The sequence below is a fragment of the Halobacteroides halobius DSM 5150 genome (assembly GCF_000328625.1).
GTDB lineage: Bacteria > Bacillota > Halanaerobiia > Halobacteroidales > Halobacteroidaceae > Halobacteroides > Halobacteroides halobius.
The window spans coordinates 813,540-836,304 of the sequence record NC_019978.1; the positions used below are offsets into that span (position 1 = coordinate 813,540).

Sequence of the window (22,765 nt, forward strand, 5' to 3'; positions counted from 1 at the left end):
GGTTCCCAAAACAATAAAATGTATAAAGGTTGAATTTATAAATGTATTTATTAATGGAGGATATAAGATAGTAGGATAAGTCTATTCTAACAAATAATAAGCATATAAGTTCCTCTTTATGATCTATTAGTAGAGTAAAATAAAAAGGGGGAAGAAAAATGGATTACAAAAAAGCAGCCACAGAGATTATTGAAGCAATTGGTGGTAAAGATAATTTAGACAGTGCAGCTCATTGTGCAACTAGACTTCGGTTAGTTCTTAAAGATAATGATAAAGCTGATAAGGAAGCAGTTGAAAATATTGATGGAGTTAAAGGAGCTTTTGTTAACTCTGGACAGTTTCAGATTATTATTGGCCAAGGTACAGTTGATAAGGTTTATAAAGAGTTTACTGCAGTTGGTGATGTTTCAGAAGTAAGTAAAGGTGAAGCTAAGAAGGAAGCAATGAAGAATTTAAATCCATTGCAACGTTTTGCAAGAATTTTATCTAACATTTTTGTTCCTATTATTCCAGCTATTGTTGCTAGTGGAGTTTTAATGGGAACTTTAGGAATGCTTAAAGCGTATGGAATTATTGGTGGAGATAGTCCTGCTTTTACTTTATTAAATATGTTCTCTAATGCAGCATTTGTTTTCTTACCAATTATAGTAGCTTTTAGTGCGGCTAAAGAACTTGATACTAATCCGTATTTAGCTTCTGTTCTTGGTGGAATTATGATTCATCCAGCTTTACAGAATGCTTGGACGATCGGTCATGGTATAGAAAAGACTATTAACTTATATGGTTTAGAGATTGGAATGGTAGGTTATCAAGGTACAGTATTGCCCATTTTATTAGCTGTATGGATTATGAAGTATATTCATAGTGGTTTACAAAGAATCGTACCGGATATTTTAGATATAATTGTAACTCCGTTTTTAACTATTTTAAGTACTGGATTTATTTCCCTTGTTGTAATTGGCCCGTTTGCTAGATTGATTGGAGACGGTATTTCCTTTGGATTACAAGCTCTTTATAGCACTGCTGGCCCATTAGCAGGATTAATCTTTGGTGGATTATACTCTTCAATTGTTGTAACAGGTATTCACCATAGTTTCCATGCTATCGAGGCAGGCTTATTGTCTAACCCAGACATTGGAGTTAACTTCTTATTACCAATTTGGTCTATGGCTAATGTTGCTCAAGGTGGTGCAGCATTTGCAGTTTACTTTATGACAAGTAATAATAATATGAAGCAAATTTCATTACCTGCTGCAACATCTTGTTTATTAGGAATTACTGAAGCAGCTATTTTTGGTGTTAATTTAAGATTAATGAAGCCATTTATTGCAGGTGCTATTGGTGGTGCTTTAGGTGGGGCTTATGTGGTAGCTACAAATGTAGGTTTTACTGGATTAGGGTTAACTGGAATCCCAGCAATTAGTATTGCAGCTTCTGGAGACATAGTTAATTATTTAATTGGATTAGTAATAGCATTTGGTGGAGCATTTGCTGCTACTTGGATAATCGGATTTGAAGAGAAGTAATAATTAAATATGAAAGTTTTAAAGAAGGGGGGAGGCCTCCTTCTTTAATTATATATATATAGCAATTAAGTTGCAAAAATCAATTATATTATGGATAATTAAGAGTGGAGGGGTTATAATGAGTCAAGAAAAGAGGAAAGAACTGCTAGATAAAGCTTATCAATCTATTGCAGAGAAAAAGGATAAAGTAGAGAACGATTATTATAGATTGCAATATCATGTTATGCCACCAGCAGGTTGGTTAAATGATCCTAATGGTTTTATTCAATTTGATGGAGTATATCATTTATTTTATCAGTTTCATCCTTGGGCTCCAGAGAGTGGTTTAAAGTACTGGGGACATTATACAAGTCAAAATTTAGTTAATTGGGAAGAGCAACCTATTGCTTTAACACCTAGTAAATGGTATGAAACGCATGGGTGTTATTCTGGTAGTGCAGTAGATGATGATGGGGTTCTTACTTTGATGTATACTGGAAATGTAAAAGATGATGGAGTTAGAAGTTCTTATCAATGTTTAGTTACTAGTGCAGATGGAATCAACTTTAAAAAGAGTGAAGGGAATCCAGTAATTGATAAGCAACCTGAAGGTTACACAGCTCATTTTAGGGATCCAAAGGTGTGGAAGAAAGATGGAACTTGGTATTTAGTAATTGGGGCTCAAACTGTTGCAGAAGAAGGACGAGTATTACTGTATAAATCAGCTAATTTAAAAGAATGGGATTTAATAGGAGAAGTTGTAGGTAGTAATTTAAATGGATTAGATAATTTTGGTTATATGTGGGAGTGCCCAGATCTTTTTACATTAGGGGAGAAAGAAGTATTAATTGTATTACCTCAAGGATTAGAAGCACAGGGTGATCTATATAATAATATCTATCAAGCTGGTTATTTAGTTGGAGAACTAGATTATGAGACAGGAGAATTTAATCATGGAGAGTTTATTGAGTTAGATAGAGGATTTGATTTTTATGCTGCTCAGACTACTTTAGACCAGCAAGGACGAAGAATAATGATTGCGTGGATGGGAATGCCTGAAGAAGATGAGAAATATGCTGAGAGGGAAAATGGTTGGATTCATGCAATGACGTTGCCTAGAGTATTAGAACTACGTGAAGATAATAAATTAATTCAAAAACCAGTTCCAGAATTAAAGCAATTACGTCAAGAAAAAATAGATTATAAAAAAGTAAAGATTAAAGATGAAGAGCTAGAGCTTGATCAAATTTGTGGAGATGTAGTTGAATTAATTGCTGAATTTGAAATAGAAGATGCAAGTGAATTTGGGATAAAGGTTAGATGTGCACAAGATGGTAGTGAAGAGACAGTGATTAAATATGATACTAATAACCAGAAATTATCACTTAATAGAAATAAATCTGGTCGAGGTGAGAGTGGAATTCGACGTTGTTTATTAGAGAGTGATAGCATGGTCAAATTACATCTATTTATTGATACTTCTTCTTTAGAGTTGTTTGCTAATGAGGGAGAGGAAGTCTTTAGTAGTCGACTTTATCCAAGTAAAGAGAGTCAGGGGATTAAATTTTTTGCTCAAGATGGTCAAGTTACTCTTAAAAAAGTTACTAAGTGGAATCTTGAATAATTTTGTTGGAAATGATATTAGGAGTTATATTAGATGCAAAAAAAGGAAAGCAAGAAGTAGCAGCATAATTATTTAGAACACTCCCTTGATCAAGGGAGTGTTTTTTACATTGGTCCAGAAATAATTTATTAAAGACATTGTTTTAATTAATAATAATAGTAGATAGGTATAACTTAGAAGAAGGAGTGGTACTTATGTTAAAAATCGGTCATAGAGGAGCCCCGATATTGGCCCCGGAGAATACTTTAGCCTCTTTTAGGCAGGCAATAACTTGTGGGGTAGATATGATAGAGTTAGATATTCAATTAACAAAGGATAATCAGTTAGTAGTTTTTCATGATGATGATTTAAGTAGAATTGTCGGAGTGAATACTAGAGTAGAAGAGCTGACTTTAGCTAAATTAAAAGAATTTGATATAGGAAGCTCGTTTGATAAGGATTTTAAAGAGGAAAGAATTCCTACTTTACAAGAAGTAATTCAATTAGTTAAAGGGCAAGTAAAACTTAATATTGAGCTTAAACCTAGAGTAGCTAATAGAGAAGTATTACTTCGCAAGTTAGTTGTTTTATTAGAAGAGGAGCAATTTAAAGATAAAGTAATAATTTCTTCTTTTAATCATTGGTTATTAAAAGACCTCAAAGAGATTGATTCTACTATAAAGACTGCTATTTTAATAGCCTCTTTACCAATTAACCCAGTAAAAATGATTGAAGATGCTACTGCTGATGGGATTCACCCTCATCATCTTGTAGTTACTAAAGAATTAGTAGCTAAGGTGCAAAAGAAAGGATATTTTCTTAATGTGTGGACGGTAAATAATCAAGTTGAGGTTGATAAATTGCAGAGTTATGGGGTGGATGGAATAATAACAGATAATCCTGGGAAGTACTAATTTTAACAAAATGTTAACATTGTTTTGCTTGATATATAAATAGCCTGCTGATATAATATCTTTGGCACAAAAGAAAGATAATTTAAAGATGATTTATATTTAGCAATTAATATTTAAATAATAGGAGGAATATTAATGTTTAACAAAAGAATTTTAACTTTATCTTTAGTAATAATTTTAGCAATGAGTGCAGTATTTATTTCAGGTTGTGCTAATAATCAAGAAGGTTTAACAGGAAGAGTTGTGATTGATGGTTCTTCTACAGTCTATCCAGTTACACAAGCAATTGCTGAGGAATTCATGAAAGAATATCCAGGTGTTAGAGTTACAGTTGGTTCTTCAGGAACAGGTGGAGGATTCCAAAAGTATGTGGTAGGAGAGACAGATATTAATGATGCTTCCCGTCCAATTGGCCCAAAAGAAAAGAAATTAGCTAAAAAGAACGGAATTGAATCTATTCCGGTCACGGTAGCTTATGATGGGATCTCTGTAATTGTTAATCCCAAGAATGATTGGGCACAAAGTATGACAGTAAAGGAATTACGTCAAATATGGAAGCCTGGGAGTACTGTTAAAAAGTGGAGTGATATTAGACCGGAATGGCCAAATAAACCAATTGATTTATATGGTCCAGGTACTGATTCAGGTACATTTGATTACTTTACAGAAGCAATTAATGGAGAAGAAGGAGCAAGCCGAGCCAATTATACAGCAAGTGAAAGTGATAATGTATTAGTTCAGGGTGTAGCAGGAAATAAATATGCTTTAGGATATTTAGGATATGCATATTATAAAGCAAATAAAGATAAGTTAAATGTAGTAGCAATTGATAATGGAGCAGGAAAATCAGTTAAACCATCAATGAAGACGATTGGAAATGGCACTTATAAACCGTTAGCTCGCCCATTATTCTTTTATTTAAATAAAGCTTCACTAAAGAATAAAGAGGCAGTAGAAAAGTTTGTGAAATTTTATATGAAAAATGCTAAAGAAATTGTACCACAGGTCGGCTATGTACCACTTTCTAAAGCTAAGTATCAATCTCAATTTGATAAACTTGATAAATTAGCAGAGTAATTTAATATTAAAAACACCTCCTTAAGTTGTTAGGAGGTGTTTTTATTTAAATATTCATTTTAACAAAATGTTAACATTAATTTAATACTCTTGTAAAGAACTGATGTTATACTATAGGTGTAAGATAAGAGAACAGGGAATACATAAATCTAACTACTATATTCCCTGAAATAAGACTACACAAGGAGGAATATTAATGTTTAACAAAAAAACTTTAGTTTTATCTTTAGTATTAGTCTTGACTTTAGGAGTAGTATTTACTGTAACAAACAAAGCAGGAGCATGGTGGATCTTTGGTGATGATAAAGAGGAAGATAAATTAACAGGAAGAGTAATAATTGATGGTTCTTCTACGGTCTATCCGATTACTCAAGCAATTGCTGAGGAATTTATGAAAGAATACCCAGGTGTGAGAGTAACAGTTGGTGTTTCTGGAACAGGTGGTGGATTTGAAAAGTATGTAGTAGGAGAAACAGATATTAATGATGCTTCTCGTACAATTGGCCCTAAAGAAAAAGCTTTAGCTAATAAAAATGGAATTAAATCTACTAGGATAACAGTAGCTTATGACGGAATTTCTGTAATTGTTAATCCTAAAAATGATTGGACACAAAGTATGACTGTTAAAGAATTACATCAGATTTGGAAGCCAGGAAGTAATGTTGAGACATGGAGTGATATTAGACCAAATTGGCCAGATAAAGAAATTGATTTATATGGGCCAGGTAGTGACTCAGGTACATTTGATTACTTTACAGAAGCAATTAATGGAGAAGAAGGAGCAAGTCGAGCCAATTATACACCAAGTGAAAGTGATAATGTATTAGTCCAGGGTGTAGCAGGAAATAAATATGCTTTAGGATATTTTGGTTATGCTTATTATAAAGAAAACAAAGGTAAGTTAGATGTAGTGGCAATTGATAATGGAGCAGGTAAACCAGTTAAACCGTCAATGAAGACGATTGGAAATGGAACTTATAAGCCATTGGCTAGACCTTTGTTCTTCTATGTAAATAATGCTTCACTAAAGAATAAAAAGGCAGTAGAAAAGTTTGTGAAATTTTATATGAAAAATGCTAAAGAAATTGTACCACAAATAGGTTATGTACCACTTTCTAAAGCTAAATATCAATCTCAACTTGACAAACTTGATAAAGTTGCCAACTAATTTCTTTTTAGTTTTATAAATTTTTTAGGCACCTCCGATTATCGGAGGTGCTGTAATGTTGTGATGTGTTGAAAAATAGATAAAAATATCGAACTCAGCAAATATTTTTGGACAAAGAGCTATAAATATAATATAATATTGCGATGGAGGCCATTCTATTTATGAATGCAATTATAAAATACACAAATTATAAAACTAGATAAGGAGGAATTTAATGAGTAATTCAACACAAGAGGTTCAGAGAAGTTATCTTAAAGAAAAAATCGTTAAGGCAATCTTAACTTTCTTTGCTGCTATTTCTATCTTAACGACAATTGGAATTGTTTTTACTTTATTTGAAGAGGCTTATACTTTTTTTCAGCAGGTTTCTATTGTTGAGTTTATGACGAGTACTAGATGGACTCCTATTATTAAGCCACGTGAATTTGGAGTATTACCATTAGTTACTGGAACGTTAATGATTGCTATTTTATCTAGTCTGCTTGCGTTACCTATTGGCTTAGGTAGTGCTATTTATTTAAGCGAATATGCTTCTAAAAAAACAAGTAAAATTATTAAGCCATTATTAGAAATCTTAGCTGGTATTCCTTCAGTTGTATATGGTTACTTTGCTTTAACTTTTATTACTCCAACACTACAATTAATCATACCGAAATTAGAGGTGTTTAATGCTTTAAGTGCTAGTATTGCAGTTGGAGTTATGATCATACCAATGGTTGCTTCATTAAGTGAAGATGCAATGAAAGCTATTCCTGATTCAGTTAGGCATGGAGCATATGCATTAGGGGCAACTAGATTTGAGGTAGCCACACAAGTTGTCATTCCAGGAGCGTTATCGGGAATTATTTCTTCTTTTATACTGGCTATTTCAAGAGCAATTGGTGAAACAATGATTGTTGCTATTGCAGCAGGAGCTAATAGTTTACTTAATTTTAATCCTTTAACAAGTATTCAGACGATGACTGGGTTTATGGCTAATATGAGTTTAGGAGATGTTTCGCAAGGTTCACTTGAATATAAAACTTTATTTGCAGTAGGAACATTATTATTTATGATTACATTAATTATGAATTTATTAGCTAAGGTAGTTGTTTATATGCAGGAAGAGGAGGGGTACTAATGAAAGATTACTTTGCAGAGCAATCACAAGAAGAAGCCAATAAAAGAGTCAGAAAAAGAAAAATGTTAGATAAATTTTTCCAAGGTGCAATGTTTTTATGCACTATTTTTGGGATTGTTATGTTGGCAGTATTATTGATTTATGTTTTACAAGAAGGACTTGCTTGGTTAGATTTTGATTTTTTAACTAGTTATCCCTCTCGGTTTCCTGAACAGGCTGGACTGAAATCAGCTTTTGTAGGGAGTATTTGGGTGATTGGATTAGTAGCTTTAATATCTTTTCCGTTAGGTGTAGGAACTGCATTGTACTTAGAAGAATATGCTGATCAGAATTCTTGGTTCTTTCGAATTTTAAAGCTAAATATAGCTAATTTAGCTGGGGTTCCTTCGGTTGTATATGGTTTATTAGGACTAGCTGTCTTTGTGGAGTTGCTTAATTTTGGTAGAAGTATATTAGCTGGTGCAGCAACATTGAGTTTGCTTATTTTACCAGTAATTATTGTAGCAGCCCAAGAGGCAATAAAATCAGTACCTGATTCACTAAAAGAGGGTGCTTACGCATTGGGAATGACTAAATGGCAAACTATAAAGGCAGTTGTATTTCCTTATGCAGCTCCAGGTATCTTTACTGGTGTAATATTAGCTTTATCTAGAGCAATGGGAGAAGCAGCACCATTATTAATTATAGGAGCAGCAGGATATGTTCCATTTTTACCAAGAGGACCATTTGATATCTTCACTGTGTTGCCAATTCAAATTTTCAATTGGACACTACGACCACAGTCTGAATTTCATCATGTAGCTTCCGCAGGAATTATTGTATTATTAGTTGTATTATTGACGGCTAATGGTATTGCAATCATATTAAGAAATAAATACCAAAAAGATATAGATTAAAAATCTTATACTATAGTCACTATAATTAAATCTAGTAATTTTTAAGTTGCTTTATAATAATTAAAAGAAGGTGACTATTTAATGTTAAATTTTAAAGATAAATTATTAAAGTTAAAATTGAAAAAGTTTAGATCTATTAAGCAAAGATTTAATCAGTTGAAATTTAAGCATAAATTAGTTTTAGGGTTTTTAGCGGTAATTTTAGTTTTTGTAATAGGGTCAAGTATCAATATAATCTTTTTAAATAATATTGATAATCATGCTACTACTTTACGTAACTCTGGTGACAATATGTATTATATTTTGAGATTGTCTGCTTTAATTAGGGCCAAGTATATGGATGCTGTTGATATATCTAATAATGATCTACAAGCAATTAAACATTTTAAAAAGCATAAAGCCCAGACTGATAAATTGATTGCGCAGTTACAAAAAAATATTAATAGTAAACGAGGGCAACGAGTATTAAGAGGATTAATTTCTGAAAATAATAATTTTGATAAGACTTTTATTAATCAGTTAATTCCTCTTTATAAGCTAAAGAATGGAGAAAAGACAGCGTATAATGGTAATCAAAGTTTTTCTTTAGCAATGTTTAAGGTAAATGATATTAGAAATGATTTGATTTATCTTAGTAGTAAATTAAGTGAGATATTTGTAGATAAAAGAATGAAGGCTGCAAATGATTTAACTCAAAATATAAAGTCTAGTTATAAATCATTTATAATAATTTTAGCAAGTACTATAGTAATAGCCTTTTTAATTATTACTTTGTTAGAGAAAAATTTAATTAATACTCTTCAAAAGTTAGTAGATTATAGTCATGAATTAGCAAGTGGTAATTTAAATATCGATAAATTAAAGATTAAAACTAATGATCAAATTGAAGAATTAGCTAAATCATTTAATATTATGGTTGATAATTTATCCAACTTGATATCTAATATAACTAGTACTAGTAACCAAGTTACTAGTTTTAGTCAACAATTATCAGCTTTAGCTACAGAAGCTAATTCTACTGTTCAATCAGCATCTACAGTAGTTGATCAAATGTCTTCTGGAGTAGACCAAGTTGCAGCGAGCAGTCAAGAGGTAATGGAGTTCTCCCATACAGTAACTGATATAACAAAAAAGGGAGATGACAAGATTACTAAATCAGCTATTAAAATGGAGCAAATTCATGATACTGTAGAAGAGATTTCAGGAGTAATTAATACATTTAATCAACAATCTAAACAAATTGGTCAAATCACTGAAATGATAAATCAGATTGCTGACCAAACTAATCTATTGGCATTAAATGCTGCAATTGAAGCAGCAAGAGCCGGTGAACACGGGCAAGGTTTTGCAGTAGTAGCAGAGGAAATTAGAGAATTAGCTACTGAAACTGCGCAGGCTACAGATAAGATTGAAGGTTTAATTGATGATATTCAACAGCAGTCTAAAAAAGCTAATCAAGTAATTAGTAAAGGTAAAAAAGTAACTTATCAAGGAGAGCAAGTGATAGAAGAGACAGGAGAAGCTTTTAATCAAGTTAATAATGCTGTAGCTGAAACAGTAAGTTATATAGAAGAAACAACAGCATCTACTGAGCAACTTGCTTCAGGTAGCCAACAAGTTTTAAATGTAACTGATGAAATTGGATTAATTTCTCAGGAGGTTAGTCAAGAAGCAGAAAAACTATCTAGTATGGCAGAAGATTTAAATAATTTATTACAAAATTTTGATGTTTAATTAAATATCATAGGAGGTATCTAGATGTCTAAAAATAAGATTGAAATTAATAATTTAGACTTTTACTATGGAGATTTTCAAGCATTGCAGGATATATCACTTGAGGTTCCTGAAAATAAAGTTACAGCTTTAATCGGGCCAAGTGGATGTGGTAAATCAACTTTTATTCGTACGATTAATCGGATGAATGATTTAATTGAAATTGCCATAACAGATGGTGAGGTTAAAGTAGACGGACAAGATATTTATCATCCTAGTGTTGATGTTGTTGATTTACGTAAAAGAGTAGGAATGGTATTTCAACATCCTAATCCGTTTCCAAAGTCTATTTATGAAAATGTAGCTTATGGTCCTAGAATTCATGGGATTAAAGATAAAAATAAATTAGATCAAATTGTAGAAGAGAGTTTAAAATCTGCTGCTTTATGGGATGAAGTGAAGGATAAATTAGATGCATCAGCTTTTGGGATCTCTGGTGGACAAAAGCAACGATTATGTATTGCTAGAGCATTAGCAATTAATCCAGATGTTTTATTAATGGATGAGCCCACTTCAGCTTTAGATCCAATTGCAACAGGAAAAATAGAAGATTTAGTTGATGAGTTAAAGCAAGATTATACAATCGTAATGGTAACTCATAGTATGCAACAAGCAGCTCGTATTTCTGATTACACAGCTTTTTTCTTTATGGGAGAGCTAATTGAGCATGGGCCCACAGAAAAGATCTTTGAAAATCCTGAGAACCAAAAGACAGAAGATTATATTACGGGTAGATTTGGATAAAATAATAAAACTTGCGTACAGAGGAGGCATAGATTAATGAGACAGAATTTTGAAGAAAAGCTAGAGCAGTTAAATCAAGATTTGTTAAAGATGGGGAGTATGGTAGAAGAAAGAATCCATCAAGCTATCACAGCTTTAAAGGAACAAGATATTGAATTAGCTACAGAAGTAGTTGAAAATGATGATGAGTTAGATGACTATGAGGCTGAAATTGAACAAAAATGTATTAAGATGATTGCTTTACAGCAGCCTGTAGCTAAAGACTTACGACGAATTAATATGATTTCTAAAATGGCAACTGGTTTAGAGAGAATTGGCGACTTGGCCCAAAATATTGCTGAAATTGCTCAAGAATTAGCTGGTAAAGAATTAATTAAACCATTAGTTGATTTACCAAGGATGGCTGAGATAGTTCAGCAGATGTTAAGAAATGGTTTAGATGCTTTTGTTAATTCTAATGTAGAATTGGCTGAAAAGGTAGGAAAAAGAGATAAGGAAGTAAATGAATTAGATGATCAAATTTTAAGAGAGTTATTAACTTATATGATGGAGAAACCTCAGGCAATTAAACAAGGGAATAAATTAATGTTTGTCAGTAAGCATTTAGAACGCATTGGAGATAATGCTAAGAATATTGCTGAGGAAGTAATTTATATAGTTACTGGAGAAAGAGTACATTACTAGAAGAATCTTAGGGCTTAGCATAGGCTAGGCTCTTTTTGTTTTTTTTGATTTTTCTAAAAATTCAAAAAATATATTTTATGATTGCAAACATGTGTTTCATCAAGTATAATTATATAAGACATATGTTTGTTTTATTCGAACATAAATCAAGGAGGAGAAAAAATGTCGAAGGAAAAAGTTGAAAAATTAAATTTTAGACTAGGTAGTTTAGGTGGAGCAGTACCGATGTTATTTTTTGTGTTTTGGGCTATTTTTATATCTGTTCAAGGGGCTGCTGATACTAATGGATTAATTGTAGGAGCTTTAATAGGATTGGCTTTAGGTATGTTTTTAGTTAAAGATAAGTGGGATGATTATTGTGAAGCAATTTTTACTGGTATGTCTCAAGAGGTTGGAGTAGTAGCTATTATAGCTTGGTTTTTTGCTGGGACTTTCGCTCAAATTTTGCAAGAAGGTGGATTAGTTAAAGGATTAGTTTGGGTGGCAAGTGCTACTGGTGTAGAAGGTGCATTATTTGTAGTTGTTACTTTCTTATTAGCTGCTTTATTTTCTACTGCAGTAGGAACCGGTTATGGTACTGTAGTAGCATTTACAACATTAATGTATCCAGCTGGATTGATTATGGGGGCCCATCCAATTGTTTTATTTGCAGCTATCTTAAGTGGAGCTGCTTTTGGAGATAACTTGGCCCCAGTATCTGATACGACAATTGTTTCTGCTGTAACACAAGAAACAGATGTACCAGGAGTAGTGAGGTCTCGATTTAAGTATTCTATTTCTGCTGCAATTCCATCATTAATTTTATTATATGTTTTTGGTGGTGCTAGTGGTGATACAGGAGTTAGTGCGGCTAAAGCTGCTGAATATATGGCTAATTCAGCCAATCCTAGTGGTTTATTATTCTTAATTCCATTTGCATTAGTAATTTATTTAGCTATGAGTGGAAATCATTTAATTGTTTCTTTAACCTGGGGAATTATTACTGCTTCTGTATTAGGATTAGGCAGTGGATTAATTAAGATGCAAGACTTGTTATATGTTAATAGCCAAGCAGGTGTTGTTGAAGGTGCTATAGTATCTGGAGTAGTGGGATATGTCCCAATGGCTATTTTAATCTTATTAATTGTAGCAGCTGGCTATATTATGGAGATTGGTGGTACAATGCAAGGTATGAAAAAATGGTTAGCAAACAAAGTTAAAGATAGTGCTTCTCGGGCTGAACTATCTATGTGGTCTTTAATTGCTGGTTTGAATGTATTTATCACAATTAATACAGCAGCTGAGATTGCTGCTGCACCTTTTGTAAAAGAGGTAGGAGAGGATTTTCATATTCATCCTTATCGTAGAGCTAATTTATTAGATGCAACTTCATCAGCTTTAGGTTATATTTTCCCATGGAGTGCAGCAGTATTATTAGGCTATAGTACTTTAGAGAATATGGCTGGACAATATGAATTTATAAAGTTAATTGATACAACTCAGATTTGGCCTTATGTATTTCATGGTTGGTTCTTAGTTGCTATTATGTTTATAGCATCAATTACTGGTCTTGGTAGAAGATACATTGGAGCAGATGGCGAACCAGTAAAAGAGTTACCACAAGGAGTAGAATTAGGATTAGAAAATGAAGTTACTTCTTCATAGATAAGAAAGGCTCTGGCTATTAGCCGGAGCCTTTTTATTTTGTGTTCTTTAACATATTAGACATATTTTACCTTCTTTCTTAATAAAATTTAGGTAATCAGAGATTTATTTCTGATAGAAAGGAGGTTACAAGTGCGGCATAGTTTTCAGCAAGAGTTAAAAGAGCTAAATGATAATTTAGTTAAGTTAGGAATTATGGTTGAAGAAGCTATTTATTATGCTATTAATTCTTTGCGGTACAATAAGAATGACCTGGCACAACAAGTAATAAATAATGATAGTAAAATAGATGATTTTCAATTAAACATTGAAGAAGAGTGTACTCAGTTGATTGCTCTCCAGCAACCTGTAGCTAAAGACTTAAGGAGAATAGTTTCTATCTCTAAGATAAGTAGTAACTTAGAGCGGATTGGTGATTTGGCTCAAAATATTGCCCAGATAACTTTAGAATTAAATCCAACAAGATTACCAAATGATTTATTACAGTTAGCAGAAATGGTATATAAAATGGTTTATCAAACTTTAACTGCTTTTGTTGGAGATAATATTAGGTTAGCTCGAAAGATAGCACGATGGGATAAAGAAATTGATAAATTAGAGCAAGAACTAACTGAAAAATTATTAAAACAGATGAATAAAAATCCTCAGTCATTAACAACTAAGAATCACTTATTATTTATTATTCGCTATTTAGAACGTATTGCAGACTATGCTACAAATATTTGTGAAGAAACCATTTATATGTTAAAAGGAGTCAGGGAAGAATATTAATAAGTTGTAATTTAATCAAATTATTAGGAGGTATTATAGCCTTTAAGAAGAATATCATTAATTACTAATAAAATAATTATATAAACTAAAGGCAGGGTAGATTATGAGAGATTTTGGACAGATAAGTTATCCTAAACAAGAAAAAGTTAATCATAAAAGGAAACGTGGAATTGTTGTATGGAGTATATTCTTTTTAATTTGTGCTAGTTTAACTTCTTTAGTAGCAATAAATCTACTAGGTTATCACTCTTCTAAAGTGGTGACAGCAAGGTACCAAATGTTAAGAAAAGAATTTAAGACTAACGGGTTGTTAATTAAAGATGAAGAAGTTACATTTGCTTCTCAATCTGGAAGGTTAGAACTTAATGTACCAGAGGGTACGAGACTAAGTGCAGGTAACAAGATATTGACTATTTATAATGGTCAACAAAAGGATGAACTTTATAATTATAAAGCAGGTATTGTAAGTTATAAAATTGATGGATTAGAAACTACTTTGACTATAAAAAGTCGAGATGAATTAACTTACAAATCTTTTAAAGAATTAAGAAGCTCTATTAGTAAAGTAGCAGAAAATGATATAGTGAATATAGGACGTCCATTATTTAAAATCATTGATAATTTTAAAATTTATTTAGCTGTATTATTACCGCAAAATAAACTTATTAGTTATGAAACAGGTGATAAGGTAGAGATAGAATTTAATAATTTTGAAGTTAGAAACTTTCAAGGGGAAATAGATATGATCTTACCTGATAAACCTCAAAATGTAATGATTATTAAACTAGATAAATTTATTCCTCTGTTTGTAAAGTTACGTAGAGCAGAAGTTACAGTAATTAAGGAGAAGTATTATGGGCTTGTACTTCCTAAATCAGCTTTGATTAGAAATAAAAATCAACAATTAGGAGTTCAGGTACAAGGTTACGTTAAAAATTATTTTCAAGAGGTAGAAGTAAAAGCAAGGATAGATAATAAAGTGGTAGTTAAGGGAGTACTTCCAGGAGATAAAGTCTTATTAAATTAAATGGGAGGATGGTGGTTGTATGGAGAAGATTTATATTTTAGATACTAATGTAGTTTTACATGATCCTAGAGCAATATTTTCTTTTGAGGATAATCAAGTTATGATTCCAATGGCTGTCATTGAAGAAATAGATGACCAAAAGAAAAGACAGGATTCGGTAGGCCAAAATGCTCGAATCTTTTCTAGGTATTTAGATGAATTAAGAACTAAAGGGGATTTATCTCAAGGAGTTAATCTTAAAAGTGGAGGAATATTAAAAACAAATTTATCTCATCATTTAAGTTCAGAATTGCCACCGGAGTTAGATATCAATAAAGTTGATAATATTATTTTAGCCCATTCTTTAAGTATTAGTAAAGAAACTGATCTACCAGTAGTCTTGATCTCTAAAGATGTTAATTTGAGAATTAAAGCTAATGTATGGGGCATAACAGCTCAAGATTATGAAACAGATGTGGTAGATATTGATGAGCTTTATTCAGGAATGAAAGATATAAAACTTCCTTCTGAAAAGATAGATCAATTCTTCACTGAAAAAGAATTAAAAGTTAATGATTTAAAAACAGATAAATTATTTCCTAATCAATTTATTAATTTAGCAGCCCAGTTAGACAATTCTCAATCTGCTTTATCATTTTATGATAGTAAACAGGGCATAATTAGGCCCTTTATCTTTAATACTAATGATGTATGGGGCATTCATCCTCGTAATAGAGAGCAAAGATGTGCTTTGGAGTTATTGCTAAATGATCAAATTAAATTAGTTACTTTAGTGGGAAAAGCAGGAACTGGAAAAACTTTATTGGCTCTAGCTGCTGGGTTACAAAAGGTAGTTGAGGCAAAGGATTATGAAAAGTTAATAGTTGCTCGACCTATTGTACCAATGGGTAAAGATCTAGGCTATTTACCAGGTAGTGAAAGGGAAAAACTAAGACCATGGATGGAACCCATTTTTGATGTGCGACCAGTTGTAGCTTGAAAAGAGTTACCTAACTTTTGATAATGTTAGAACTAAGAGACCAAACCAATCAAATGATGGGGTAACGCCCTGAAGGGTTGGCATTAATACTCCGAATTGCACCATAGTAATTAAGTACTATGATGTGATAAGCTCGGTGAAGTCGGGGGAAGGTTATCGTAATTATACGAAAGCTACCTTAGTCGGGTGGTATAACTGATACCTCGGATGTCCACAAAACACCTAAGATAAGAATGGTTCGTTAGAACCTGACGAACTTCCGAATGTACGGGTCTAAAATGGGAATAACTAGAAATGGTTATATCAGCTAAGTCTGGGGTATAGAGGGATGAGTAAGGATATCGTATATGAAAAATCCTAATACACTTAAAGGGTGTATTTTATTCTATACAGGCTTATAGGAAGTATCTAAAGGTGTATGTAAAGGATAAGGTCTCTTGGAACTGGGGAAACCAACAATATTGAGGTCTTAATACCTGTGAAGTAGTGATATGTAACTCATAACATATCTTAATGTTGGTGATAGTGTTGGCATTAAATAGCCAATAGTCAAAAGTCTTAACTACTAGATATATCATTTTGTCATAAGGTTCTTGTGAGACTAAGAAAGGCGAAATCTTTTCCTGTAAGGGAGGAGAAAATAACCGACTTATGGATACCTTGGAAGGAAGTAGAATTGAGAGTAAGAAAGCAAAGTTAAGATATAATGAATACTATGGAACCCAAGAGATGTTTGATGAACTATATAGAAGAAGTAATAAAGGTCATAACTTCAAGAATTTAATAGAGCTAATTACAAAGCGTGAAAATATATTACTAGCATATCGAACAATTAAGAACAATAAAGGAAGTACTACTAGTGGAGTAAATAACACAACAATTAATAATATAGCTAGCTGGAAAACGAATGAGTTAGTGAAATATGTTAGAAATAGATTGGAATATTATGTACCACAACCAGTAAGAAGGGTGTATATTCCAAAACCTGATGGAAGGAAAAGACCATTAGGTATCCCGACAATGGAGGATAGACTAGTACAACAATGTATCAAACAGGTTTTAGAACCTATTTGTGAGGCAAAATTTCATAATCACAGTTATGGTTTTAGACCTAATCGTTCTACCAAACACGCAATAGCTAGAAGTATGTTCTTAGTCAACCAAGTTAAATTACACTATACAGTAGATGTTGATATTAAAGGATTCTTCGATAATGTTGACCATGGTAAATTATTGAAACAAATTTGGTCTATGGGAATCCATGATAAAAAATTTATATCAATTATTAGTGCTTTACTAAGAGCTGAAATAGAGGGTGAAGAAATACCTGAAAAGGGAACACCTCAAGGTGGAATAATTTCTCCTCTTTTAGCTAATATAGTGTTAAATGAACTAGACTGGTGGGTCTCTAACCAATGGGAAACCTTTGATACAGACTTTAATTATAAACGACAATGCCATAAAAATAGAGCATTAAAGAAGACAAATCTTAAAGAATGTTATATAGTAAGATATGCTGACGACTTTAAGATATTTTGTCGGGACTATGAAACATCTAGCAAAATGAAAGTAGCAATAATAGAATGGTTAGATGAAAGATTAAATCTTGAAGTTAGTGACAAAAAGACTAAGATTACTAATCTCAAAACTAATTATTCAAAGTTTCTTGGGATTAAATTTAAAGCCATTAAAAAGGGTAATAGATATGTTTGCAAGTCTAATTTAACACAGCATACAAAGGATAGATTAACTAAAAAGTTGAAACAACAAGTTAAATCTATTGAAAAGGATACAACAGCTAAAGAAGCCTCAAAATTAAATGCTATGATATTAGGAATGCACAACTATTACTCGATGGCAACACATGTTAGTTTAGATTTTGGAGACATCGCCTTTCAAGTCGCAAGAACATTAAAGAATCGACTTAGAACAAATTTAAGTGAAAAGGGACACATCTCTAGGACATACAAGAAATTCTATGGACATTACAACTTTAAGCCTTATTATATAGCAGGAATTAAAATATTTCCAATTAGAGGTGTAATCACAAAACCACCGAACAGTTTTCAACAAGATATATGTGATTACACTAAAAAGGGTAGGGAGAAAATTCATAATAATTTAAAATATGCAAGTCCGCACATTTTAAATTATTTAGTTAAAAACCCTATCAAAGGTGAAACTGTAGAATATAATGATAATCGTATAGCCAGATATTCAGGGCAAAATGGTTGTTGTTATATAACAGGAAAACCATTAAATATTGGAAATATAGAATGCCATCATAAGAAAGCTAGAGATGATGGTGGTGGAGATAACTATAGAAATTTGATTCTAGTAACACGAAATGTTCATAAATTAATTCATGCGAAAAATAAGGAAACAATTTGTAAATACCTAGAAATGCTTGAGAGTTGGCTAGACGATGATACCCTAAGTAAGCTCAATAAATTTCGTTCTAAGGTAGGAAATGATTGTATCGAAGTAGCTTAAGACTTTGATGGAACGCCACATGATAATGAAAATTTCATGTGTGGTGTGGAACGGGGGAAAGGCTGGAGATAACATCAAAAGCTTACCTATCGTTATAATATGGAGTATTTAGTTCGTGGAGATAAAAGAGATCCTTCTGATGTGATAGCTGATTTAGAGGAAATGAATCTAATAGAATTAGAAGCATTAACATATATTAGAGGCAGGAGTATTCCTAATCAATTTATAATTGTTGATGAAGCTCAAAACTTAACTCCTCATGAAATAAAGACGATTATTACGCGAGTTGGTAATGATACTAAGATCATTTTAACAGGAGATCCTTATCAAATTGATCATCCTTATTTAGATACTAATAGTAATGGTTTAACTTATGTAGTAGAGAGAATGAAAGATGAAGAGATAGTAGGACATATTACTTTATCAAAAGGGGAAAGATCAAAGTTAGCTGAAATAGCTGCTATTTCTTTGTAGGGGTTTGAATTATTTGGCCCCTACTTTTATAATATAGGGAGGAGGGGGTAATATGCAGCAAGTAAAAAAACGTCTAAAAAGGATTAAAGAGAGAGTTAAAGAGGCTGCTCTAAAAGCTGGACGTAATCCAGAAGATATTAAAGTAGTAGCTGTATCTAAAACTCATAGTTTAGATAAAATAAAACAAGTAAGCCAGGCAGGAATAATAAGTTTTGGAGAGAGTAGAGTGCAAGAACTAAGAGATAAATATGAAACAATGCCCCATTTGGATTGGCATATGATTGGACATTTACAACGCAATAAGGTTAAGTACTTGGCCCGGATGAAAAACTGCAAATTAATTCATTCTGTAGATAGTTTAAGGCTAGCTAAAAAGATAGAAGATCGAGCTCAAAAAGCTGACCGTCAAATGAATGTATTAATCCAAGTTAATATTGCTAAAGATAAAAATAAATATGGACTTGCTCCAGAGAAAATAAATGATTTTTTAACTAAAGTAGCGACTTTAGATTATTTGCAAGTAAAGGGGTTAATGACTCTTGTGCCCTACGTAGATGACCCTGAAGAAGTACGCCCTTATTTTCGAGAGTTAAGGGAATTATTTACAGAGATTAAAGCTAGGCAAATTTCAGGAATTAAGATGAAAGAATTATCAATGGGGATGACAAATGACTTTGAAATAGCAATTGAGGAAGGGGCTACAATTGTACGAATTGGTAGAGGAATCTTTGGAGCTCGAGATTATAAATGATGGATTTAATAGATGAGGTAGTAGCTAGTGCTGGTAAAGTCTTTGGCTTTTCTAATCCCCAACTATCGACAGTAGAAGAGAATGAGTCTCAGGTGATTGAAACTAAGACTAGCTTAGAAAATGAAAATGTAACAATTATAGAACCTAACTCATTTGCTGAAGTGCAAAAAATAGTTGATAAATTAAAGGATAATAATTCAGTTATAATTAGACTATATAAAGTTGAGCCTAAGGATGCAGTTAAGATTATTGATTTTATTAGTGGGGCTGTTTATGCTTTAGATGGTAGTTCAGAAAAGATAGGAAAGGATGTATTTTTATTTGTTCCTTCTACAGTCCAAATAACTTATGATGACTAAAGGGGTGTTTTTATGGTAGAAAAAATAGGATTTATTGGAGCGGGATCAATGGCTGAGGCATTGATAACAGGAATCTTAGAGGCTGAATTGTTTTCAGCAGATAGAGTCTATATTAGTGATATTAACCAAGAGAGAGTAGAAAGTTTACATAATAAGTATCAAGTACAGATAGCTAACAATAACCAAGAATTAGTTAAGCAAGTAGATTATATTGTACTAGCTGTTAAGCCAAGAGTAGTTAAGAAAATATTAGGTAGGGTAGGACAACAGATTAGGCCTTACCAAAAGCTATTTTCTATTGCAGCAGGAGTAACTACTAAACAATTAGAGAAGCACTTATCTACTGATGTACCAGTAGTGAGATTAATGCCTAATACGCCTGCTTTAATTGGTAGTGGAGCTACGGCTTATACTTTAGGTCAAGCAGCTACTGAAGATGCAAGTAGAGTGGTAAAAGAGATCTTTAGTTCTGTAGGTTTGATAGTAGAAGTAAAAGAGGATTTAATGGATGCAGTAACAGGATTAAGTGGTAGTGGTCCGGCATATATTTATATGATTGTAGAAGCCTTATCAGATGCAGGTGTTAATGTAGGCTTACCTAGAAAAGTTGCTTCTAAATTGGCTATTCAGACGTTGTTAGGCGCTGGAGAAATGGTACAAGAGTTAGAAAAACATCCTGCGCAATTAAAGGATTTAGTAACATCTCCTGGAGGGACAACTATTACTGGATTAAAAGAATTAGAGAAAACAGGTTTACGCTCTAGTTTATACCAAGCAGTAGAATCAGCAACAGCTAAGTCAAAAGAATTGAGGGGAGAGTGAGAAAATGTTTGTATTAATCAATTTAGTTAATCTAGCTTATAAAGCTTATAGTTTTATTTTATTAGCTCGAATAATAGCTTCATGGGTTCAACCACCAACTGACCATCAATTTATGCGTAAGTTTATGCGTTTTATCTACCAAGCAACGGAACCAGTTTTAGCACCTATTAGACAAATGATTCCTTTACCAGGAATTGATCTATCACCATTGATTGCTTATTTGGCCCTTGATATTATTAGAGATGGATTAATTCAGTTATTATTATATTTAGCTTAAAGAAGTATTAAAAAAGTAAAATAAATAGCTGATGCAAGTTATATAACGGAGGGATTTAATGTTTAATAAAGAGAAACTATTAAGTCATTTAGATAGTAAAGAAGCTAGTAATGTAGATAAGATATTAGATAAAGCTGAATTAGCACTTATAGATCATAAACCTACTTTCACAGATTTTTTAAATCCACGTCAATTATATATAGCTAAGCCGGTTTTGGCCCAGATTAGAGATTTAAAGTATTTAGAGTACGGAGGTTATAATAAAGCCGAGAGAAAGATGCTGGCTTTAGTTCCTGACTATTACATACCTGATATGATTGATCCACCTTTAACTGTATTAAATATTACGGGCCAATTCAAGTTTCAACAAGTTAGTCATCGTGATTTTTTAGGAGCTATTTTAGGAACCGGGATTAAAAGAAAGAAAGTAGGTGATTTAGTCCTTTATAAAAAAGGGTGTCAAGCTATAATAGCCGAGCAGATAAAAGATTTTATAATGTTAAATCTAGAACAAGTGCACCAAATAGGTGTACAAGTAGAAGAAATTTCTACTACAGAATTGAGAATTGAACCACAAAGAACTAAAGAAATCAGAGATACTGTTGCTTCATTGCGGCTAGATTCTGTAGCTAGTTCTGGTTTCTCTACTTCACGCAGTAAAATGAGTAAACAGATAGAAAAAGGTAGTGTGAAGGTGAATTGGAAGATAGTTGATGATACCTCTTATATGGTTGATACAGATGATATTCTGTCTATAAGAGGGAGAGGGAGAGTAGAAATAGATGAGATCTTAGGTAAATCACGCCGAGGTAGGATTAAATTAAGATTAAAACGTTATCTATAGGAGGAGCAAAAATGTCATTAAATCCAGAAGATATTTATAATAAAGAATTTAATAAAACATTTGGGTTATGGTCTTATGATGATCAAGAGGTTATTGAATTTTTAGATTTGGTAGCAACTTATTATGAAGAAGTATTAGAAGAGAATACAAGATTAGAGAAAAGAGTAAAAGAATTAGAAAAAGAGGTAGATAGATGTAAACAAGAACAGATTGCTTTACAAGAATCAGTTCAAGAAACAATAAATACAGCTAAGAAAACAGCAAGCAGTAAAAAAGAAGAAGCAGAAAGAAAGGCAGAATTAATTATTGAAGAGGCAGAAATTAAAGCGGATAAAATTATTAAAGATGCTCAAGATAAGGCACAAGAGGAATATCAACAGTATAAAGAACTAATTCAATCTAAAAAGTTATTTAAGATTAAGTTTAAAACCCTATTAAATTCTTATTTGGAATTATTGGATGATGAAGAAGTTGAATTAGAGATTATTAAGGATAAAATGAAGGGGGAATAATAAATGGGCCAAAGAATAGCAGTGGTAGGAGTAATTATTAATAATCGAGAAGTAGCTGCCAAAAAAGTAAATGATATTTTAAGTCAGTATGGAGATATAATTGTAGGCCGGATGGGGATTCCTTATCAAGGTAAAGATTTAAATATTATTTCTTTAATTGTGGATGGAACTAACGATCAACTAGGGGCATTAGCAGGAAAGTTAGGAAATATAAAAGGAGTTAAGGTTAAGACAATGATTGCGACTTAAAAGCAATTAACAATTGACAATTGACAATTAGAACCCCTTAAAACCTTTATAAACCAAGGGTTTATACGATTTTGAAGTT

Annotated in this window: 22 protein-coding genes and 1 pseudogene; all 23 read left to right on the forward strand. The window is 32.3% G+C overall.

What is annotated here, in order from left to right:
• Positions 1 to 158 precede the first annotated feature (158 nt).
• The 23 genes and pseudogenes from HALHA_RS04085 to HALHA_RS04195 all read left to right on the forward strand — a co-directional run bounded on the left by HALHA_RS04085 (position 159) and on the right by HALHA_RS04195 (position 22,686).
• Positions 159 to 1,526: a sucrose-specific PTS transporter subunit IIBC gene (locus tag HALHA_RS04085; protein ID WP_015326527.1), complete on the forward strand. Its 1,368-nt coding sequence runs from the start codon at positions 159 to 161 to the stop codon at positions 1,524 to 1,526.
• Positions 1,527 to 1,644: 118 nt separating this feature from the next.
• Complete coding sequence (locus HALHA_RS04090; RefSeq protein ID WP_015326528.1) at positions 1,645 to 3,129, forward strand: glycoside hydrolase family 32 protein; 1,485 nt, start codon at positions 1,645 to 1,647, stop codon at positions 3,127 to 3,129.
• A gap of 194 nt (positions 3,130 to 3,323) precedes the next feature.
• Positions 3,324 to 4,022, forward strand: a complete 699-nt coding sequence (locus tag HALHA_RS04095; protein WP_015326529.1) for a glycerophosphodiester phosphodiesterase — start codon at positions 3,324 to 3,326, stop codon at positions 4,020 to 4,022.
• Between the two features lie 135 nt (positions 4,023 to 4,157).
• Positions 4,158 to 5,099 (forward strand): PstS family phosphate ABC transporter substrate-binding protein, encoded by a 942-nt coding sequence (locus HALHA_RS04100; RefSeq protein ID WP_015326530.1) that lies wholly within the window; start codon positions 4,158 to 4,160, stop codon positions 5,097 to 5,099.
• Between the two features lie 196 nt (positions 5,100 to 5,295).
• The gene (locus tag HALHA_RS04105; protein ID WP_015326531.1) at positions 5,296 to 6,267 is read left to right on the forward strand and encodes a PstS family phosphate ABC transporter substrate-binding protein; all 972 of its coding nucleotides are present in this window, start codon (positions 5,296 to 5,298) and stop codon (positions 6,265 to 6,267) included.
• 214 nt (positions 6,268 to 6,481) lie between these two features.
• Positions 6,482 to 7,387 carry a phosphate ABC transporter permease subunit PstC gene (pstC, locus tag HALHA_RS04110; protein ID WP_015326532.1) on the forward strand — a complete coding sequence of 302 codons (906 nt, stop codon included), beginning with the start codon at positions 6,482 to 6,484 and terminating at the stop codon, positions 7,385 to 7,387.
• The gene (gene pstA / locus HALHA_RS04115; protein ID WP_015326533.1) at positions 7,387 to 8,283 is read left to right on the forward strand and encodes a phosphate ABC transporter permease PstA; all 897 of its coding nucleotides are present in this window, start codon (positions 7,387 to 7,389) and stop codon (positions 8,281 to 8,283) included. Before pstC ends, pstA begins: the two co-directional genes overlap by 1 nt.
• A gap of 81 nt (positions 8,284 to 8,364) precedes the next feature.
• Complete coding sequence (locus HALHA_RS04120) at positions 8,365 to 10,017, forward strand: methyl-accepting chemotaxis protein (protein WP_015326534.1); 1,653 nt, start codon at positions 8,365 to 8,367, stop codon at positions 10,015 to 10,017.
• A 24-nt stretch (positions 10,018 to 10,041) separates the two neighbouring features.
• Complete coding sequence (gene pstB, locus HALHA_RS04125; protein WP_015326535.1) at positions 10,042 to 10,800, forward strand: phosphate ABC transporter ATP-binding protein PstB; 759 nt, start codon at positions 10,042 to 10,044, stop codon at positions 10,798 to 10,800.
• Positions 10,801 to 10,836: 36 nt separating this feature from the next.
• Complete coding sequence (gene phoU, locus HALHA_RS04130; protein WP_015326536.1) at positions 10,837 to 11,484, forward strand: phosphate signaling complex protein PhoU; 648 nt, start codon at positions 10,837 to 10,839, stop codon at positions 11,482 to 11,484.
• 162 nt (positions 11,485 to 11,646) lie between these two features.
• Entirely contained in the window at positions 11,647 to 13,128 is a 1,482-nt protein-coding gene (locus tag HALHA_RS04135; protein WP_015326537.1) for a Na+/H+ antiporter NhaC family protein, read from the forward strand.
• A 132-nt stretch (positions 13,129 to 13,260) separates the two neighbouring features.
• On the forward strand, positions 13,261 to 13,899 hold the full coding sequence (gene phoU / locus HALHA_RS04140; protein WP_015326538.1) for a phosphate signaling complex protein PhoU: 639 nt from the start codon (positions 13,261 to 13,263) through the stop codon (positions 13,897 to 13,899).
• A 103-nt stretch (positions 13,900 to 14,002) separates the two neighbouring features.
• Complete coding sequence (locus HALHA_RS04145; protein ID WP_015326539.1) at positions 14,003 to 14,926, forward strand: biotin/lipoyl attachment domain-containing protein; 924 nt, start codon at positions 14,003 to 14,005, stop codon at positions 14,924 to 14,926.
• Positions 14,927 to 14,945: 19 nt separating this feature from the next.
• Positions 14,946 to 15,905 (forward strand): PhoH family protein, encoded by a 960-nt coding sequence (locus tag HALHA_RS04150; RefSeq protein WP_052326456.1) that lies wholly within the window; start codon positions 14,946 to 14,948, stop codon positions 15,903 to 15,905.
• A 651-nt stretch (positions 15,906 to 16,556) separates the two neighbouring features.
• The gene (gene ltrA / locus HALHA_RS04155) at positions 16,557 to 18,398 is read left to right on the forward strand and encodes a group II intron reverse transcriptase/maturase (protein ID WP_041607653.1); all 1,842 of its coding nucleotides are present in this window, start codon (positions 16,557 to 16,559) and stop codon (positions 18,396 to 18,398) included.
• Between the two features lie 96 nt (positions 18,399 to 18,494).
• Positions 18,495 to 18,872: pseudogene (locus tag HALHA_RS04160) on the forward strand (PhoH family protein); the annotation flags it as partial.
• Between the two features lie 52 nt (positions 18,873 to 18,924).
• Positions 18,925 to 19,623, forward strand: a complete 699-nt coding sequence (locus HALHA_RS04165; RefSeq protein WP_015326540.1) for a YggS family pyridoxal phosphate-dependent enzyme — start codon at positions 18,925 to 18,927, stop codon at positions 19,621 to 19,623.
• Positions 19,620 to 19,982: a cell division protein SepF gene (locus HALHA_RS04170; RefSeq protein WP_015326541.1), complete on the forward strand. Its 363-nt coding sequence runs from the start codon at positions 19,620 to 19,622 to the stop codon at positions 19,980 to 19,982. Before HALHA_RS04165 ends, HALHA_RS04170 begins: the two co-directional genes overlap by 4 nt.
• A gap of 12 nt (positions 19,983 to 19,994) precedes the next feature.
• Positions 19,995 to 20,804, forward strand: coding sequence for a pyrroline-5-carboxylate reductase (gene proC / locus HALHA_RS04175; protein WP_015326542.1), 810 nt, complete (start codon positions 19,995 to 19,997; stop codon positions 20,802 to 20,804).
• Positions 20,805 to 20,808: 4 nt separating this feature from the next.
• On the forward strand, positions 20,809 to 21,081 hold the full coding sequence (locus HALHA_RS04180; RefSeq protein WP_015326543.1) for a YggT family protein: 273 nt from the start codon (positions 20,809 to 20,811) through the stop codon (positions 21,079 to 21,081).
• Positions 21,082 to 21,139: 58 nt separating this feature from the next.
• Positions 21,140 to 21,925: a photosystem II electron transport protein, Sll1252 family gene (locus tag HALHA_RS04185; RefSeq protein ID WP_015326544.1), complete on the forward strand. Its 786-nt coding sequence runs from the start codon at positions 21,140 to 21,142 to the stop codon at positions 21,923 to 21,925.
• Positions 21,926 to 21,936: 11 nt separating this feature from the next.
• Positions 21,937 to 22,437 (forward strand): DivIVA domain-containing protein, encoded by a 501-nt coding sequence (locus tag HALHA_RS04190; RefSeq protein WP_015326545.1) that lies wholly within the window; start codon positions 21,937 to 21,939, stop codon positions 22,435 to 22,437.
• Positions 22,438 to 22,440: 3 nt separating this feature from the next.
• Complete coding sequence (locus HALHA_RS04195; RefSeq protein WP_015326546.1) at positions 22,441 to 22,686, forward strand: TM1266 family iron-only hydrogenase system putative regulator; 246 nt, start codon at positions 22,441 to 22,443, stop codon at positions 22,684 to 22,686.
• The last annotated feature ends 79 nt before the right edge of the window (positions 22,687 to 22,765 follow it).

What these genes read in the sequence shown, in the direction of transcription:
- HALHA_RS04085 (WP_015326527.1), top strand. Translation starts at nt 159, where the DNA reads ATGGATTACAAAAAAGCAGCCACAGAGATTATTGAAGCAATTGGTGGT.
- pstA (WP_015326533.1), top strand. Translation starts at nt 7,387, where the DNA reads ATGAAAGATTACTTTGCAGAGCAATCACAAGAAGAAGCCAATAAAAGA.
- pstB (WP_015326535.1), top strand. Translation starts at nt 10,042, where the DNA reads ATGTCTAAAAATAAGATTGAAATTAATAATTTAGACTTTTACTATGGA.
- proC (WP_015326542.1), top strand. Translation starts at nt 19,995, where the DNA reads ATGGTAGAAAAAATAGGATTTATTGGAGCGGGATCAATGGCTGAGGCA.
- pstC (WP_015326532.1), top strand. Translation starts at nt 6,482, where the DNA reads ATGAGTAATTCAACACAAGAGGTTCAGAGAAGTTATCTTAAAGAAAAA.
- HALHA_RS04185 (WP_015326544.1), top strand. Translation starts at nt 21,140, where the DNA reads ATGTTTAATAAAGAGAAACTATTAAGTCATTTAGATAGTAAAGAAGCT.
- phoU (WP_015326536.1), top strand. Translation starts at nt 10,837, where the DNA reads ATGAGACAGAATTTTGAAGAAAAGCTAGAGCAGTTAAATCAAGATTTG.
- HALHA_RS04150 (WP_052326456.1), top strand. Translation starts at nt 14,946, where the DNA reads ATGGAGAAGATTTATATTTTAGATACTAATGTAGTTTTACATGATCCT.
- HALHA_RS04105 (WP_015326531.1), top strand. Translation starts at nt 5,296, where the DNA reads ATGTTTAACAAAAAAACTTTAGTTTTATCTTTAGTATTAGTCTTGACT.
- HALHA_RS04145 (WP_015326539.1), top strand. Translation starts at nt 14,003, where the DNA reads ATGAGAGATTTTGGACAGATAAGTTATCCTAAACAAGAAAAAGTTAAT.
- ltrA (WP_041607653.1), top strand. Translation starts at nt 16,557, where the DNA reads ATGGATACCTTGGAAGGAAGTAGAATTGAGAGTAAGAAAGCAAAGTTA.
- HALHA_RS04090 (WP_015326528.1), top strand. Translation starts at nt 1,645, where the DNA reads ATGAGTCAAGAAAAGAGGAAAGAACTGCTAGATAAAGCTTATCAATCT.
- HALHA_RS04180 (WP_015326543.1), top strand. Translation starts at nt 20,809, where the DNA reads ATGTTTGTATTAATCAATTTAGTTAATCTAGCTTATAAAGCTTATAGT.
- HALHA_RS04120 (WP_015326534.1), top strand. Translation starts at nt 8,365, where the DNA reads ATGTTAAATTTTAAAGATAAATTATTAAAGTTAAAATTGAAAAAGTTT.
- HALHA_RS04195 (WP_015326546.1), top strand. Translation starts at nt 22,441, where the DNA reads ATGGGCCAAAGAATAGCAGTGGTAGGAGTAATTATTAATAATCGAGAA.
- HALHA_RS04095 (WP_015326529.1), top strand. Translation starts at nt 3,324, where the DNA reads ATGTTAAAAATCGGTCATAGAGGAGCCCCGATATTGGCCCCGGAGAAT.
- HALHA_RS04100 (WP_015326530.1), top strand. Translation starts at nt 4,158, where the DNA reads ATGTTTAACAAAAGAATTTTAACTTTATCTTTAGTAATAATTTTAGCA.
- HALHA_RS04190 (WP_015326545.1), top strand. Translation starts at nt 21,937, where the DNA reads ATGTCATTAAATCCAGAAGATATTTATAATAAAGAATTTAATAAAACA.
- HALHA_RS04170 (WP_015326541.1), top strand. Translation starts at nt 19,620, where the DNA reads ATGATGGATTTAATAGATGAGGTAGTAGCTAGTGCTGGTAAAGTCTTT.
- HALHA_RS04135 (WP_015326537.1), top strand. Translation starts at nt 11,647, where the DNA reads ATGTCGAAGGAAAAAGTTGAAAAATTAAATTTTAGACTAGGTAGTTTA.
- HALHA_RS04165 (WP_015326540.1), top strand. Translation starts at nt 18,925, where the DNA reads ATGCAGCAAGTAAAAAAACGTCTAAAAAGGATTAAAGAGAGAGTTAAA.